Genomic DNA, 14,931 nt, shown 5'->3' with positions numbered 1-14,931 from the left:
AGTCGCGCCGCTGCAGCCCAGTGTCGCGCACAACCGAAATCACTCGATCCGCACGACGACGCTGTCGCTGGCACCCGAGGCGTCCATCACCGAGATCCGCGCGAAGCCCGCGCCCTCCGGGCTCCAGGCCGCTTGCCGGCGCATGCCCTCGGACACGGGCAGGCCGTCGACCATCCAGGTCAACGGCGGCTGGCCGCCGAGCGCCTTGAGGGCAAGTTGGGCGCGTGCGCCTTCGCTCAGGCCGAGATCGACCCGCGATCCGTCCGGCGGATAGGCGATCTTGAGGGGCACGCCGAGGGTCACCTCCAGCGTCTTCGGCGCGTCCCGGCGAATGTGGCGCAGGGGCGGCGGCAGGCCGGCCGTGGCGACGACGAGGGCGTCGTGCGGGCGCGGCAGGGTTTCCGGCTCACCGCCGAACCGCGAAAACGCGTCGAACAGGACCGGCGCGGCCGAGGCGCGCCCGACGAGGCCGGGCACCGAGGCCCCGTCCGGCCGGCCGATCCAGACGGCAATGGTCACGCGCCGGTCGAACCCCACCGCCCAGGCATCGCGATAGCCGTAGGAGGTGCCGGTCTTGAAGGCGATCCGGCCGGAGAGTGCGTTCTCCGGTGGGGGGGCGCCCCTCAGGATGTCGGCCACGTACCAGGCCGAGACGGGGTCGGCGATGGTGCGCTCCGCTTCGTGCTCATCCGCGGTCACTCTCCTCCCCCTTGTGGGGAGGAGTTGGAGGTGGGGGTGGTTCCGCTGGCCGCCTTCGCAGTCAGGCTGAACCACCCCCACCCCTGGCCCCTCCCCACAAGGGGGAGGGGAACCCGGCACCCGGCGCACCAGATCCGGCACCGCCCCGCCCCGCGCCAGCCCCGCATAGAGCCGCGCGAGGTCGGTCAGGGTGATGCCGAGCCCCCCGAGCGCCACGGGCAGGCCGGGGGCGGTGTCGCGCGGGAGCAGGATCTGCGCGCCGGCACCGCGCAGGCGGGCGATGAAGCGGGCGGCGCCGACCGCGTCGAGGAGGTCGACGGCCGGGACGTTCAGCGACTGCTGCAGGGCGTAGCGGGCCGTCACCGTGCCGTGGAAGCCGAGGTCGAAGTTTTCCGGAGCGTACGAGGCGGCGAAGCGCACCGGGCGGTCGTCGAGCAGGGTCTCGGGGTGGGCGATGCCGTTCTCGAAGGCCAATGCGTAGACGAAGGGCTTGAGCGCCGAGCCAGGCGAGCGCACGGCCTGCGTCGCGTCGACCGCGCCGGCGCGGGCCGCATCGAGATAGCCGGCGCTGCCGACATGGGCGAGCACCGCGCCGGTGCGGTTGTCGACGACGAGGATCGCGGCCGACAGCGCCGGGCCGATGGCAGTGGCGCGCTCGGCGGCCAGGGTCTCGAGGCTCGCCTGCAGGCGCTTGTCGAGGGTGAGGCGCTGCACCCGCGCCTCCGGATCGGCGGCCACCGCCTGCTCGGCCGCATGCGCCGCCAGCATCGGAAAGGGTTTTCGCGATGACGGCACCGGTTCGGCCTTGGCGGTCTCGGCCTCCGCGCGGCCGATCACGCCGCGCTCGGCCGCGATGTCGAGCACCCGGTCGCGGGCGCGGCGAGCCTGCGCCGGAAACCGGTCCGGCCGTCGCGCCTCCGGCGCCTGCGGCAACGCGACCAGCAGCGCGCTCTCGGCGAAGGACAATCTGGCCGGCTCGCGGCCGAGATAAGCGAGGCTCGCCGCCCGCACGCCTTCCACCGGGCCGCCATAGGGGGCGAGCTGCAGGTAGAGATCGAGCACGCCGGTCTTGCCGAGGCGGCGTTCCAGTTCGATCGCGCGCACCATCTGCCGGAGTTTTTGCACGAGCGAGCGCTCGGAGCGCGGCTCGACGAGGCGGGCGACCTGCATCGACAGCGTCGAGCCGCCCGAGACGATCCTTCGGTGGGCCAGCCATTGCCATGCGGCGCGGAGCGTCGCGGCCGGGTCGATGCCGGGATGCTCCTCGAAGCGGCGATCCTCGTAGGCCTTGAGCATGGCGAGGTAGCGCGGATCGACATCCCCCGCCGTCGCCGGCAAGCGCCAGCGGCCATCGGCGGTGGCGAAGGGGCGTAGCAGCTGGCCGTCGCGGTCGAGGATGACTGTGGAGCGGCGGGCGGCCTGGGTGAGGTCGAGGAGTGGGAGATTTTCTGTGAAACGCCAGAGGGCTAGGGCGGGAAGGACGATCGCGAGGCAAAACAGCGCGGTAGCCACCGCGAAAACCCTCCCCCCTCTGCGGGGGAGGGTGGCCCTCGCGTCAGCGAGGGTCGGGAGAGGGGAGCGCCATCTCCGGAAACGTCGCTCCCCTCTCCCGCCCGCTCCGCGGGCACCCTCTCCCGCAGAGGGGAGAGGGTTTTGCGGCAGCTCGCTCACCTACTTCGCCACCACCTCGACCGATCCGAACGCCGTGCGTCCGAACCGCTCGGGGCGGTACATGTCCTCGATGGTCGCGCCCAAATGCACGTAGGTGCCGGGCGAGACCACGCGGACCGTGTAGGCCGCCGAGAAGAAGGCCGACTGGTCGGGGCCGCGCTCGTAGGCGGCCACGAAGCGGTCGTCGCGGAACTCGGTGTGGTTCGGCTGCACGTCGCTCTTGGCGAAGGCGAGGCCGGTGAGCGCGTCCGCGTCGAGGAGCTTCGGGTTGTCGATCTCGAGGCCCGCCGGCAGCCGGTCGACGAGGAGCAGGCGGCCGGAACTCGCCTTGGCCTCCGTCACCTTGAGCACCACCACGAGGCGGTCGTTCTGGCGCAGCGGCTTCGTGGCATCCACCGCGCTGCCGTCGAGCCGGTAATAGCCGCGCTCCACCGTGTAGCCGCGCGATTCCGCCGGCTCCGGCGCGATCGGGTTGCCCGAGACGCCGACGACGAGCTGCACCGGTTCGCGGCCTTCGTTGGAGATCCGCACCGGTTTCGCGTCGAGGGCGGGCGCCTTGAAGAGCCGGGCGAGCGGCCCCTTGGCCACCGCGCCGTCGACGCTGAGGGCGAGGGCATCCGATTCCTTCGACAGGCTCTCGGCGGCCAGCACCATCCAGGCGTTCTCCTGGGTACTGGTAGAGCGACCGCTGGCGCGCTCCTCGCCGAGGATCGTCGCGACCGGCTGGATCATGCCGCCGGTCATGCCGGTCTCGGCGGCGAGCGCGATCAGCCCGGCGCCATCGCGCAGGCGCGAGCCGTAATCGGCGCGGTAGACGCCCCTGTCGCGCTCGGTCTGCAGGGATTTCACCGCCGAATCGAAGGTCTTCTGCGCCCGGCCGCGATCCCCGAGGAGGGCGAGGGCGGCGGCGAGCTGCCCCTTGCCCAGCGGCGTCGAGAAGTCGGCGAGCTTGGTGTCGGCGAGGTAGCGCAGGTCGCCCATCACCGGGCGTCCGTTACGGGCGAGCACGTAGGCCGCATAGGCGAGGTCCATCCCGCCATTCTCGACCTTGGTGGCGTTGGCAACAGTGTTGCGCAGCCGGTCGAGGGCGTTTGTGAAGGCTACCTGCGGCACGGCGAACCCGTGCTCGCGGGCGCGCGTCAGGAAGTCGGTGACGTAGGCGTCGAGCCAGGTGTCGGTGGCGTTCTCCGTCGACCACAGGCCGAAGGCGCCGCTCGAATCCTGGCGCGATAGCACGCGGTCGATCGCCTCGCGCACCCGCTCGTCGAGCCGGCCGTCGAGCCCGAGCTTTTCGGCGGCGGCGAGCGCGTTGACGTAGAGCAGCGGCAGGGCGCGGCTCACGGTCTGCTCGGAGCAGCCATAGGGGTAGCGGTCGAGCGCCTGCAGCAGGGCCGGCACCTCGATGCCGGCCAGCCGGTTGGCCGAGACCGAGACCGAGCCGGTGCCGGGCAGGATGTCGGCCAGCAGCTCCTTCGTGACGTCGAGGCTCGCGCCGGGCTCCAGCGGCCGCACCGTCCGCCGCACCAGCGCTCCGGTGCCGGGGCCGATCGCCAACGAAAAACTCTGGCCGGCGACGCCGGTGATGCCGGGGCCCGATAGGTTCACGTCGAGCTTCGCCGTGCCGGGGCCGGCGGCGGTGATCGGGATGACCAACTGGCCCTTGGCGCCGGCCGCGAGCGTCATCGTCGAATGCACCGCCTCGCCGCCGACCACCACGGGGCCGCTGAGGTCGAGATCGACGGTGTAGTCGCCAGCAGCGCCCTCGACGTTGTCGATGGCCACGAAGAAGCGCGAGCGGTCGCCGACATTGAGGAAGCGCGGCAGCGTGCCGGTGAGCACCACCGGATCGCGGACGATCATGTCGGCCGAGGCCTGCCCCACGCGGGACTTGGTCCAGGCGGTAACCATGAGCCGGGCCGTACCGTTGAAGGCCGGCAGCGACAGCGGAATCTGCGCGGTCCCGTCCGGTCCCACCGTGACGACGCCCGAATAGAGCGCCAGCGGCGCCTGGGTCGGCGGGGTGTCGGCGAGTTCGCCACCGCCCCCGTCGCCGCCGGAGCGGATCGCGCCGAGCGTGCCCTGCATGCCGTCGATCAGGTAGCCGTAGAGGTCGCGCAGCTCCGGCCCGAGCGCCTTCTGGCCGAAGAAGTACTGAATCGGGTTCGGCGCCTCGTAACGGGTGAGGTTGAGGATGCCGACATCGACCGCGGCGAGCGTGACCCGCGCCTCCTCGCCGGCCTGCAGCCCGGCGACCTTGACCGGGACGGTCAGGGTCTCGCGCGGGCGGGTCTTGTCCGGCGCGCCGATCGAGACGGCGAGACCGCGCTTGTCCTTGTCGATGGAGAACCAGGCGAGGCCGAGCGCCCGGCCCGGCATGCGCTTGGCGGCCTGGTCGAGGGGCCGGTAGGCGGTGGCGACGAGATAGGCACCCGCGCCCCATTCGGGTTTGACGGGGATCTCGACGGTCGAGCCGCCCTCGGCGACCTTGACGTCGATGACCTCGTGCAGCCGGTCTCCAACGATGGCGAGCGTCGCGGTGCCGGCGAACTTGGTCTGAAGACGGGCGCGCAGGCGCTCGCCGGCCGCATAGGCCGGCTTGTCGAGGGTGAGGTCGAGGAGGTCGGGCACGTCGGCGCTCTCACCGCCGCCCCAGCCGACGGTGAAGGACACGCTCGCCGCCGCCAGGGGCTGCCCGGCGAGAGACGCCTCTAGCCGATAGTTCCCAAAGCTAACCGGAGCGGTGATGCGGGCCGGTGCGTCGGCGGTGAGGTCGATGCGGCCGTCGGCGACCTTGCGGGTCGACTTCACCGGTTCGAACTGCCAGCGGCCGTCCTCGCGGTACCACTGGTAGTTCTTTTCGACCTTGACGAGGTTCCAGCTCACGCCTGCTTGCGCGAGGCGGCGACCGTCGGGCGCGGCCATCACCACGTCGAAGCTCGCGGGCGCGCCCTCGGCGAGGTCTCCGGAAAAACCCTTTCGGATGCCGAGCACGGGCGCGCCCGGCAGGATCGGCAGGGTGACGCTGCGGCTCAGCGCACGGCCGCCCGGCTCGCCGACGTTGAGCGTGATCTTCGCCTCCAGCGGCCGCGGGCTCGCGACCTCCTGCACCGGCACCGTCACCACCGTGCGGCCCTGCGCATCGGTCGTTGCCTTGTCGCCGATCTCGGCCGTCGTCGCCTCCACCGCCTCGTCGTCGAGGCCGATGGCGTAGCCGTCGAGGCCTTTGATCCCGCTGCCGGTCGCCGCCTGCACCGCGACCGAGCCCGATACCTCCAGCCCCGAGCCGGGAGCGCCGTAGAGGTAGCGCGCGGCCACGTCGATCCTGGCCGCCTCGCCCTTCTTCAAGGCCGGCGTCTCGGGGGTGAGGCTCACCTCCAGCCGCTCGGGCACGTAATCCTCGACGAGCCAGCTCGCCTCGCCGACGGCAGGGGCCTTCGGGTCGGTGAAGGCGGTGACACGCCACGTCCCGCGCATGGCGCCCGCCATCAGCGGCAGCGAGAGCGAACGTCCGCCGAGCCCCTCGTCGGCGACCGAGACCCGGCGGTACTCGACGCCGTCGGGCCGCTTCACCACGAGCGTCAGCGGCAAGCCGGCGATGGCCACGCCCTGCGGATCGCGCAGAAGCGCGGTGAGCTGCACGGTCTCGCCGGAGCGGTAGACCCCGCGCTCGGAAAACACGAAGGCCTCGGCCCCGGTCGTGACGGCGCGGCCCTTCACGCCGCGGTCCGACAGGTCGAAGGCGGCCTGGTTGAGGTCGAGGAAGCCGTAATCGTCGCCGAGCTGCGCCACGACAATCCCCGGTGCCAGCCCGCCCTCGCCACGGGCGAGGCCGGCCGGGATGCTCGCGAGGCCCTTGGCGTCGGTCTTCGCCGTGGCCAGGACATCGTTGTTCTTGGCGATCAGCCGGATGTCGGCGCTGGCGATCGCGTTGGCGGATGCAAGCGAGCGAGCCAGCACGTGCACGCCGTCCCGGCCCTTGAAGGCGGTGAGGCCAAGGTCCGACACCACGAACCACTGCGTCGCCTGTTGCTCGTAGCCGCCCTCGTCGTCGGAGGCCGAGGTGGTGCCGCTCGCCTTGGCGAGCATGATGTAGAGGCCGGGCTCCAGCTTGCCGACCGCCTCCAGCACCGGAAACGCCGTGATCGCCTCGCGGTTGACCTCGGCCTTGGCCGTGTCGAGCGTGCCCTTCCAGACCCGCACGCCCTTCTCGTCGGCGATCGTCTTGGCCGTCGAGCCGCTGAGCTGGCCGAGAAACTCTTCCGAGCGGAGCGCCGGCAGCAGCCCGCGGTCGCCGATGCGCAGCACCTCGACGTCGACCTTGGCCGCATTGACGGAGACGAGCGGCACGCCGGATTGTCCCGTCCGCGGCAGCACGTAGTTGCGCCCGGTGAAGCGCACCTGCGGCGAGCGATCCCGCACATAGATCTCGTAATCGGCTGATTTCAGAAGGGTTTCGCCGACGGAGGACGGCAGTCCCTGCCGCACGACGAAGGCGTAGCGCTCGCCGTGCCTGAGCCCGTCGATGCAGACCTGCTGGCCCTCCGCAGTCACCGCGGCGTTGGCCGCGCCCGAGACGGCGACGAACGGCGTGAAGTCGGTCTTGCGGGCGAGCTGCTCCGAGAAGGTGAAGCAGGCGCGCGGCGCTGCGGCGTCCGAATCGACCTTGTAGTCGGTGATGCGAAACCCGTGTTCCTCCCGCAGTTTTTCGTAGGCGGCCCGCGTCTCGGCCACGTCGCGGATGCCGAGGCTGGCGCGATAGGCGTCGAGGGACGGGCGCCACTCGGTCTGGGCGGCATAGAAATCCCCGAGATCCGACAGGGCCTTGGCTTCGTCGGCCGGGTTCTTCGCGCGGAGATAGGCCTGGTAGGCTGCGGCCGGGGCACGCTCCTTCAGCTTGGAGCGCGAGGCGTAGTCGCCCTTCTCCTCGTCGACGCCCGCGGCGTTGGCGGTGCGGGCGTAGCCGAGCCAGTTGCGCGGGTCCGACGGGTCGGCGGAGACGGCGGCCGCGTAGGCCTTCAGTTCCGCATCGGCGTCCGCGTTCTCGGAATCGTCGGCGGCCGCCGCCTCCGCTTCCTTGCGCCATTGCGCGGCGGTCTTGCCGTTGGCCGGAGCCTCGCTCCTGAGCGCGCTTTCGAGGCGGACGCCCTGGCTCGCAAGCGCCTCCTTCACGTAGCTTTTCGGGACGGGAGCGGTCGCCGTTCGCGCGATGGGAGCCGGCGGGCGCGGTGCCTGGGCCGAGGCCGGGACAGCCAGGAGCGCGAGGACGGCGCATGTGCCGAGACGGCGCCCCAACAGGCTGTTTCGCGATATGGCCACGTCTGCACCCCGTCAGAGCCGCCGGACCGGCGGGGCGGCACGCTAGCACGGCCGTTGCCGGCCGCAACGTCCGTTAGCCGAGTATCCTTTCGGCGAGGAGTACTCGACAGATCGTGATTTCTCTTGCCTCTTTGCGGCGAAATCTGTCTCCGGTCACCGCGTCGGCGTACTGGCCGGTGTCGCGATGTTGGGAGATTCGAGGATGACGATCCAGCGCGCTGTCCTGGCGGCCTCCGTCTGCGGCCTCGTTATGCTCTCGGCCGCCCATGCGCAGGTCCCCGCACCGTCACCGGCGCCAGCACGCACGCCCGTGTCGCCGACGGCCAAACCCAAGCCGGCCGTCCCGGCCCAGCCAGCGGCCGACCCGGCCTACGAGGCGGCCCGCGCCGCGTTCGAGGCGCTTCCGGAGGCCCAGCGCAAAGCGATCCAGGATTCGCTCGTCTGGACCGGCGACTACAATGCCGTGACCGCCGGCACCTTCGGCCGCCGCACCTACGAGGGCATCGTCGGCTGGCAGCGGCGGCAGGGCGTCGAGCCCAGCGGCATCCTGGCATCCAGGGACCGCCCGGCCCTCGACGCGGCCGGCGAGGCGGTCCGAAAGTCACTCCGCTTCACGGTCCAGGCCGATCCGGCGAGCGGCGCGGTCATCGGCGTGCCGGAGAAGCTGCTCGCGAGGAAGAGCCCGCTGCCGCGCGGCACCCGCTGGCAGAGCAGCGACGGCCGGGTGACCCTCGACACGACGTCCTCCCCGCCAGGCGGCAGCGATCTCGACGCCCTGTTCGAGCGCGCGACCGCCGTCACGCCCGAGCGCAAGGTGACCTACAAGGTCAAGAAGCCCGACTTTCTCGTGGTGACCGGCGAAACGCCGACAGGCCGCTTCTACATCCGCCATGCGGCGGGGGCGGACGGCATCCGCGGCTTCACCATGAGCTACGACAAGGCGTTGACCGTGGAGGTCGACCGCCTCGTCATCGCCGTGGCCAACAGCTTTCGGCCGTTCCCGGAGGCTGCCGCGCCGTCCGAGCCGAAGCCCGGCGCGATGACCGCCATGACCCTTTCGGCCGGCAGCGCGAAGCCCGCGGCCATCCCGGCTACGCCGCTCTCGCCTCCGCCGCTCTCCGGCTCCACCGCGCGTCCCGCCGCGACGGGCCTCGCCGTCAGCGGCGGCCGGGTGCTGACTGCGGCGGCGGCCCTGGAAGCTTGCCCGAACCCGCAGATCGGCGGCGCTCCGGCACGAATGGCGCTCCGCGATTCCACCGGCGCCCTCGCGCTGCTGGAAACCGGGCAGCGCGCGCAGAATGCACAGCTGCCCGCGCTCCGCGCCGAACCTCCGGCCTCCGGCGACGCCCTGGTGGTACTTGGGGCCGAGGCGAAGGGCGCGGCGGTCGCTCCCGGCATTGCCGGCACAGGCAGCGTCTTCGCCCCGCTCCAACCCGGAGCCGGGGGAGCCCCGGTGCTCGACCGCTCCGGCCACCTCGTCGGCCTCATCGCGCGCTTCCCTACGGCCCCGCGCCTCATCGCCGGGGTGATGCCGCCGACGAGCTACGCGCTCGTCCCCGCCGGCATGATCGCCGCCTTCCTGGCGCAGGCGGGCGTCGCGCCCGCAAAGCCCGCTCCGGCGAACCCGCAGGCTGCGAGCCTCGGCGCGGCGGCGGCTCCGGTGCTGGGGTCGGTCGTCGCGATCACGTGCGGACGGTAGGCGCAGCGGATCGCCGAGAGAGCCACAACACGAGACACATGCCCAAACCCCGATGGACTACGGCCGACATGCCGGCGCAGGATGGCCGGCTTGCGATCGTGACCGGCGCGACGAGCGGCATCGGCTACGCGGCGGCCCTGGCGCTCGCCGGGGCCGGGGCGCGGGTCGTGCTGGCCGCGCGGGATGCGGATCGGGCCGAGCGGGCGATGGTCGCGATCCGGCGAGAGCATCCGGGTGCCGCGCTGGAATTCCGGCCCCTCGATACCGCACGTCTGTCCTCCGTACGGGCCTTCGCCGGGGCGTGGCGGGCGGACGGGCGACCGATCGACGTCCTGCTGTTGAATGCCGGCATCGCCTGGGTCCCGCAGAGGCAGGAAACCGAGGACGGGTTCGAGCGGCAGCTCGCCACGAACTATCTCGGACATTTCGCCCTGACCGGGATGCTGCTCCCGAATGTCCGGCCCGGGCCGGCCTCGCGGATCGTCCCGGTGGCGAGCATCGCCCACCAACGCGGCACGCTCCGCTTCGACGACCTGCAATTCCGGGCCTACGATGCGCGCTCCGCCTACCGGCAATCGAAACTCGCCATGCTGATGTTCGGGCTCGAGCTCGACCGGCGGCTGCGGGCGTCCGCGTCGGCGATCCGCGCGATCCCTGTCCATCCCGGCATCACCCGTACCGCCATCATCCGCCGTGGCGGCGGGGCCGGCCCGGTGCAGCGGCTGACGGGACAGCTGGTGTTCGGCCTGCTCGGCCAATCGGCGGCGCGAGGCGCCCTGCCGCTCCTCTACGCTGCCACGTCTACGGAGGCGGCCGGCGGGACCTATTACGGGCCGGACGGGATCGGCGAGGCACGCGGCTGGCCGAGCGTGTCCGAGATTTTTTCGCATGCTCGCGACGAGACCGATGCGCAGCGCTTGTGGGCCGGATCGGAGAGGCTGACGGGCGCGCCCTGGTTGTCCTGAGGCGATGTCGAGATGCGTGCAGGGCTGTCCGGAGACATCGGGGCTACGGGCTGGGTGGCGCGTCTTCTCCGGCAGCAGGTCCGTGTATTCCGAACCACGCACAGGGCAGGCGATGCCCGGCGGACGCGTCTCTCTCGGGGAAAGCCGCAATGCCCGGCTCTGTAGCGATGGCGAGCGAGCCGGGTCGCTTGTGCAGGCGCAGACGACCCGCTCTCGGCGACACCGACGTCGGGAGCACGGCCGTCGCAATCGACGGCGTCAGGCCGGCATGCTCGACGTCTCGAACAGAAAATCATCGACCGAGGGGATCGAGACGGCGAGGCTCGCGCCGTAGGAGGCCTTCGACAGCCGCCACGGGCGCTCGGCCCGGGCGCGGATCGCCTCGGAGGGGCGCAGACGGCGCAGGGTGCCGTCCTCGGCGACCTCCTCGATGGTCAGGAAGCCGTAGACCTGCAGGCGGGAGGCGATGAGCTTGGTGTCGCGGTCGTCCGCGGCGAGCACCATGGTTCCCGTGGCGTAGACCGCGTCCATCAGGCTGCGCTGGTGGGCACGTTCCCGGCCGCGGGCACCGAGCGCCACGCTCTCGGCCGAGCGTGCCGCCATCAGGCCGGCCGGCCGGCGAAAGGGAATGACGTTGTCCGTCGCCGCCGCACTACGCATACGCAACACCCTCGTCTCGAACACGGACCGGTGGTGGGCGCGCTCAGAGGGCGCCCTTCCGGTGTTCGCGACAATGGTCCGAGTCGGCTTAATGCCCGCTTAGCCATGCCGGGACGCAGGTGTCCCGGTTCGTTCCGGCCCGGGATTTAGCGCAACGCCACAGCGAAGGCGCCTTCGGTCTTCGCCTTGATCTCGCCCTCGGTGACGCCGTCGGCGAGTTCGACCAGCGTCATGCCGCCCTCGCCGTGCTTGTCGATGGTGAAGACGCCGAGATCGGTGATCACCATGTCGACGACCTGGGTGCCGGTGAGCGGCAGATCGCAAGATTTCAGAAGCTTGGCCGATTCCGAGCCGTCCTTGTTCTTGGCGACGTGCTCCATCACCACCACGACCTTCTTGACGCCGGCGACGAGGTCCATGGCGCCGCCCATGCCCTTCACCATCTTGCCGGGGATCATCCAGTTGGCGAGGTCGCCGTTCTGCGCGACCTGCATCGCGCCGAGGATCGACAGGTTGATGTGGCCACCGCGGATCATCCCGAAGGAATCCGACGAGGAGAAGTAGCTCGTGGTCGGCAGTGCCGTGATGGTCTGCTTGCCGGCGTTGATCAGGTCGGGGTCTTCCTCGCCCTCGTAGGGGAATGGACCCATGCCGAGCATCCCGTTCTCCGACTGGAGCTGCACCGTCATGCCGTCGGGGATGTAGTTCGACACCAGCGTCGGAATGCCGATGCCGAGATTCACGTAGAAGCCGTCCTGCAGCTCCTTGGCGGCGCGCTCCGCCATCTGGTCACGGGTCCAGGCCATCGTCGTGAATCTCCTCGGGACGAATTTCCCTCCCCCTTGTGGGGAGGGGTCGGGGTCGGGGTGGTTCAGAAGGCACCGTCACGCTCGATCCGGCGCCACCCCCACCTCCAACTCCTCCCCACAAGGGGGGAGGAAAGAATCTCAGACCGCGCCGCCGCCGGCCGCGGCAGGCGCCGCATCCTTGCGCTTGCGGGTGGTGCGCTGCTCGATCTGCTTCTCGCGCACCGGCACGTGGATGATGCGCTTGATGAAGATGCCCGGCGTGTGGATGAAATCCGCGTCGAGCTCGCCCGGCTGCACGAGGTGCTCGACCTGCGCCACCGTCACCTTCGCGGCGGTCGCCATCATCGGATTGAAGTTCCGCGCCGTCTTCCGGTAGATCAGGTTGCCCTCGGTATCGCCCTGGTAGGCGTGGACGATGGCGAGGTCGGCGAAGAGCCCGCGTTCCATCACGTAATGGTGGCCGTCGAACTCCTTGGTCTCCTTGCCCTCGGCGACCTGCGTGCCGTAGCCGGTCTTGGTATAGAAGGCCGGAATGCCGGCGCCTCCCGCGCGGATGCGCTCGGCCAAGGTGCCCTGCGGGTTGAATTCGATCTCGAGTTCGCCACCGAGATACTGGCGTGCGAACTCCTTGTTCTCGCCGACATACGACGAGATCATCTTCCGGATCTGGCGCGTCTCGAGCAGCTTGCCGAGGCCGACGCCGTCGACGCCGGCATTGTTCGAGATGACGGTGAGGTCCTTGACGCCCGAGGCCTGGATCGCGGCGATCAGCTCGTCCGGGATGCCGCAGAGGCCGAAGCCGCCGGCCATGATCGTCATGCCGTCGTGCAGGAGCCCGTCCAGGGCCGCCTTCGGATCCGGATGCACCTTCTTCATCAAGCCCGTCCTCGAAAAGCCGCCCGCCCGCCTGTCCGATGAGGTGCGTGCGGGCCTGATGTGCACCGCAGCGCGGGTCGTCGTCAAACCTGCGACGCAATTTCAGTCAACGAGGCGCCGTCCCAAGCCGCCGCGGTCTGCGGGAGACCTGTTCCCCGGGCATTCGGCGGAGAGACAAGCCGCCCTGGACCGGCTAGGTGTAGCGTCCGTAGGGCCGTCTCGAAGCCGGCCTGAAGGGCGTCCCGCCGGTCTCGACACGTCCGGTTTCGCAATCGCGCGCCCTCACGGAGTGCCATGACGCCGCGCCGTACCCTGACGACCTTCGGCCCGGCCGTGGCGCTCTTTGCCATGATCTCCGGGCTCGTCTGCGGGTGCGTGCCCTGGTCCGTGGACGTTCCGAGCGCCGCCGCCTTCGTCGGCCGGGGCCTCGCCGAGAGCTACGGCATCGTGCTGACGCCACGGGGCAGGACCGAGATCTCGCTGCTGCCCCTGCCCCGGATCGGCTTCTCCGACATCCGGCTGAGCGCCGGCACGGCGGACGGCCCGGTGCTCTCCGAAGGTGGCAGCCTCACGGTGCAGCTCAGCCTCGCCTCTCTGTTGCTCGGCCGTGCCGAGGTGGTCTCGCTCAGCCTCGACGGCGCACATGTGGCGCTGCCCGCGAGCGACGACGACACCCGCTGGGCCGGCCCCCTGAAACGGATCTCCGAGACGCTGTCCGGCGGCGACGTCTCGCACCCGCGCAGGCTCACGCTCAGCCATGCCACGGTGACCGGCCGCGACCCCCGCGACGGCCGGCCCGAGACGGCGCGCGACGTCGACCTCGCCCTGTCCTGGCCCCTGTGGAGCGACAAGGCGGCCATCGCTGGCGGCCTGACCTGGAACGGGGCCTCGGCGCGCTTCACGCTGACCTCCCTCTGCCCCGCCGATCTTCTGGCCGGCCGCGAGACGCCGTTCACCGCGGCCCTGACCTGGCCGGCCGGCTCGCTGGATGCGGACGGCGTGGGCAGCCTGGCCAACGGCCTGACGCTCGCTGGACAGGGCAGCCTCAAAACCCGCTCGCTGCCCGAGACCCTCGCCTGGACCGGCGACGATATCGGCCTGTCGCCCCTGATGGAGTCCTTCTCCGTCGAAGGCAGCTTCGAGGCCTCGCGCGACGGCTTGCGCCTGCCCTCCATGCGCGTCAGCGCCGGCAGCACCGTCCTCGAAGGGGCAGGCTCGGCCGAGATGACAGGGCGCCGGCCCTCGATCCGCGCGACGCTCGATGCCCAGGAAATCAACCTCGCCCCGGTTCTGGCGGGGCTGCTGCGCGTCGCCGGCCTCGACGGCGACGACGGCTGGGGCCGGCATCCGCTGGCGCTCGGGCCGCTGACCGGGGGCGATCTCGACCTGCGCCTCTCGGGCGGCAGCGCTCGGCTCGGGCCCATCGTCCTTGAAGACCTCGCCTCCAGCGTGATCGTGCGCGCCGGCGGCATCGACGTCACCCTCGGGCGGGCGAGCCTGCGCGGCGGCACGCTGAAAGGCCGCGCCGCACTCAGGTCCCCCGCCGGATCGGCCGCCGACGAGACCGAGGTGAAGGCGCAGGGCGTCTTCGACGGGCTCGACCTCGGCACCCTGCTGGTGGATCTCGGCGAATCGAGCTGGATGCTCGGCACCACGCAGGGGAGCTTCAGCATCGAGGGCCGCGGACGCGATGCCGCCGGCCTCGTCCAGACCTTCGCCGGCCGCGCCGTCCTCGCAGTCGATGGCGGCGCCATCGCCGGGCTCGACCTCGCCGACGTGATCCATCGCGGCGGCGCGGTGGCGCAGGGCGCGCTCGCCCGCCGCAACGGCCGCACCGCCTTCGAGCGCGCCGGCATCACCCTCGCGTTCAGCGACGGCATCGGCGAGATCGAGGAGGGCGGCCTCACCGCCCGGAGCCTGACGGCGCGCCTGCGCGGCCGGATCTCGCTGCCGGAGCGGAGTTTCCTCGCCCGTGCCGCGCTGCTTCCGCGCAAGGGCGCGACGGATTCGGGCTCGCTCGCCGTTCCGACCGCCTTCGAGATCGCCGGCCCCTGGAACGCCGTCGCCGTCCGGGCAGGCTCGCGCAGCGACGCCGCCGATCCCGCCGACGCCGTGGCGCGTGCGCCGTCGGCCATCGTCCCCGGCCTGCCGACGCAGGTGCGTGCCTACGCGCCGTAAAGCCCTGGCCGGTCGAGCCCCCGTAACTCTCCGGCTCCTTCGCGCGTAGGACAGGCCG

The 14,931-nt window shown here is 71.4% G+C and carries 8 protein-coding genes; 3 read left to right on the top strand and 5 right to left on the bottom strand.

Annotated elements, in window-relative coordinates; translation table 11 throughout:
• Positions 1-39: 39 nt before the first annotated feature.
• Together pbpC and MFF07_RS13130 are read right to left on the bottom strand one after the other, a co-directional pair.
• Positions 40-2,211 carry a penicillin-binding protein 1C gene (pbpC, locus tag MFF07_RS13135; RefSeq protein ID WP_238232161.1) on the bottom strand — a complete coding sequence of 724 codons (2,172 nt, stop codon included), beginning with the start codon at positions 2,209-2,211 and terminating at the stop codon, positions 40-42.
• Between the two features lie 159 nt (positions 2,212-2,370).
• Positions 2,371-7,680, bottom strand: a complete 5,310-nt coding sequence (locus MFF07_RS13130; protein ID WP_147819260.1) for an alpha-2-macroglobulin family protein — start codon at positions 7,678-7,680, stop codon at positions 2,371-2,373.
• A 208-nt stretch (positions 7,681-7,888) separates the two neighbouring features.
• Here MFF07_RS13130 and MFF07_RS13125 point away from each other — a divergent pair, with 208 nt between their 5' ends.
• Both MFF07_RS13125 and MFF07_RS13120 read left to right on the top strand, forming a co-directional pair.
• A complete protein-coding gene (locus MFF07_RS13125; protein WP_147819250.1) occupies positions 7,889-9,385 on the top strand; it encodes a serine protease in 1,497 nt (498 codons plus the stop codon).
• A 38-nt stretch (positions 9,386-9,423) separates the two neighbouring features.
• Positions 9,424-10,350 carry an oxidoreductase gene (locus MFF07_RS13120; RefSeq protein ID WP_238232159.1) on the top strand — a complete coding sequence of 309 codons (927 nt, stop codon included), beginning with the start codon at positions 9,424-9,426 and terminating at the stop codon, positions 10,348-10,350.
• Positions 10,351-10,608: 258 nt separating this feature from the next.
• On the opposite strand, the gene MFF07_RS13115 is transcribed toward MFF07_RS13120, so the two are convergent.
• From MFF07_RS13115 to MFF07_RS13105, 3 genes are all read right to left on the bottom strand, one after another.
• Complete coding sequence (locus MFF07_RS13115; protein WP_147819262.1) at positions 10,609-11,010, bottom strand: hypothetical protein; 402 nt, start codon at positions 11,008-11,010, stop codon at positions 10,609-10,611.
• A 146-nt stretch (positions 11,011-11,156) separates the two neighbouring features.
• Positions 11,157-11,816 carry a 3-oxoacid CoA-transferase subunit B gene (locus MFF07_RS13110; RefSeq protein ID WP_147819254.1) on the bottom strand — a complete coding sequence of 220 codons (660 nt, stop codon included), beginning with the start codon at positions 11,814-11,816 and terminating at the stop codon, positions 11,157-11,159.
• A gap of 141 nt (positions 11,817-11,957) precedes the next feature.
• Complete coding sequence (locus MFF07_RS13105; protein ID WP_147819256.1) at positions 11,958-12,695, bottom strand: CoA transferase subunit A; 738 nt, start codon at positions 12,693-12,695, stop codon at positions 11,958-11,960.
• 294 nt (positions 12,696-12,989) lie between these two features.
• Between MFF07_RS13105 and MFF07_RS13100 the strand changes: the two genes are divergently transcribed.
• Positions 12,990-14,873 (top strand): AsmA family protein, encoded by a 1,884-nt coding sequence (locus MFF07_RS13100; RefSeq protein WP_238232157.1) that lies wholly within the window; start codon positions 12,990-12,992, stop codon positions 14,871-14,873.
• Positions 14,874-14,931 lie beyond the last annotated feature (58 nt).

Source organism: Methylobacterium thuringiense, from assembly GCF_022179645.1.
GTDB classification, from domain to species: Bacteria; Pseudomonadota; Alphaproteobacteria; order Rhizobiales; family Beijerinckiaceae; genus Methylobacterium; species Methylobacterium thuringiense.
The sequence above is the reverse complement of the archived record's forward strand: the minus strand, read 5'-3'. Positions and strand labels throughout refer to the sequence as shown.

Bases quoted from the DNA above. Each gene is read 5' to 3' on its own strand.
- MFF07_RS13125 (WP_147819250.1), top strand. From the start codon at position 7,889: ATGACGATCCAGCGCGCTGTCCTGGCGGCCTCCGTCTGCGGCCTCGTT.
- MFF07_RS13120 (WP_238232159.1), top strand. From the start codon at position 9,424: ATGCCCAAACCCCGATGGACTACGGCCGACATGCCGGCGCAGGATGGC.
- MFF07_RS13115 (WP_147819262.1), bottom strand. From the start codon at position 11,010: ATGCGTAGTGCGGCGGCGACGGACAACGTCATTCCCTTTCGCCGGCCG.
- MFF07_RS13110 (WP_147819254.1), bottom strand. From the start codon at position 11,816: ATGGCCTGGACCCGTGACCAGATGGCGGAGCGCGCCGCCAAGGAGCTG.
- MFF07_RS13105 (WP_147819256.1), bottom strand. From the start codon at position 12,695: ATGAAGAAGGTGCATCCGGATCCGAAGGCGGCCCTGGACGGGCTCCTG.
- MFF07_RS13100 (WP_238232157.1), top strand. From the start codon at position 12,990: ATGACGCCGCGCCGTACCCTGACGACCTTCGGCCCGGCCGTGGCGCTC.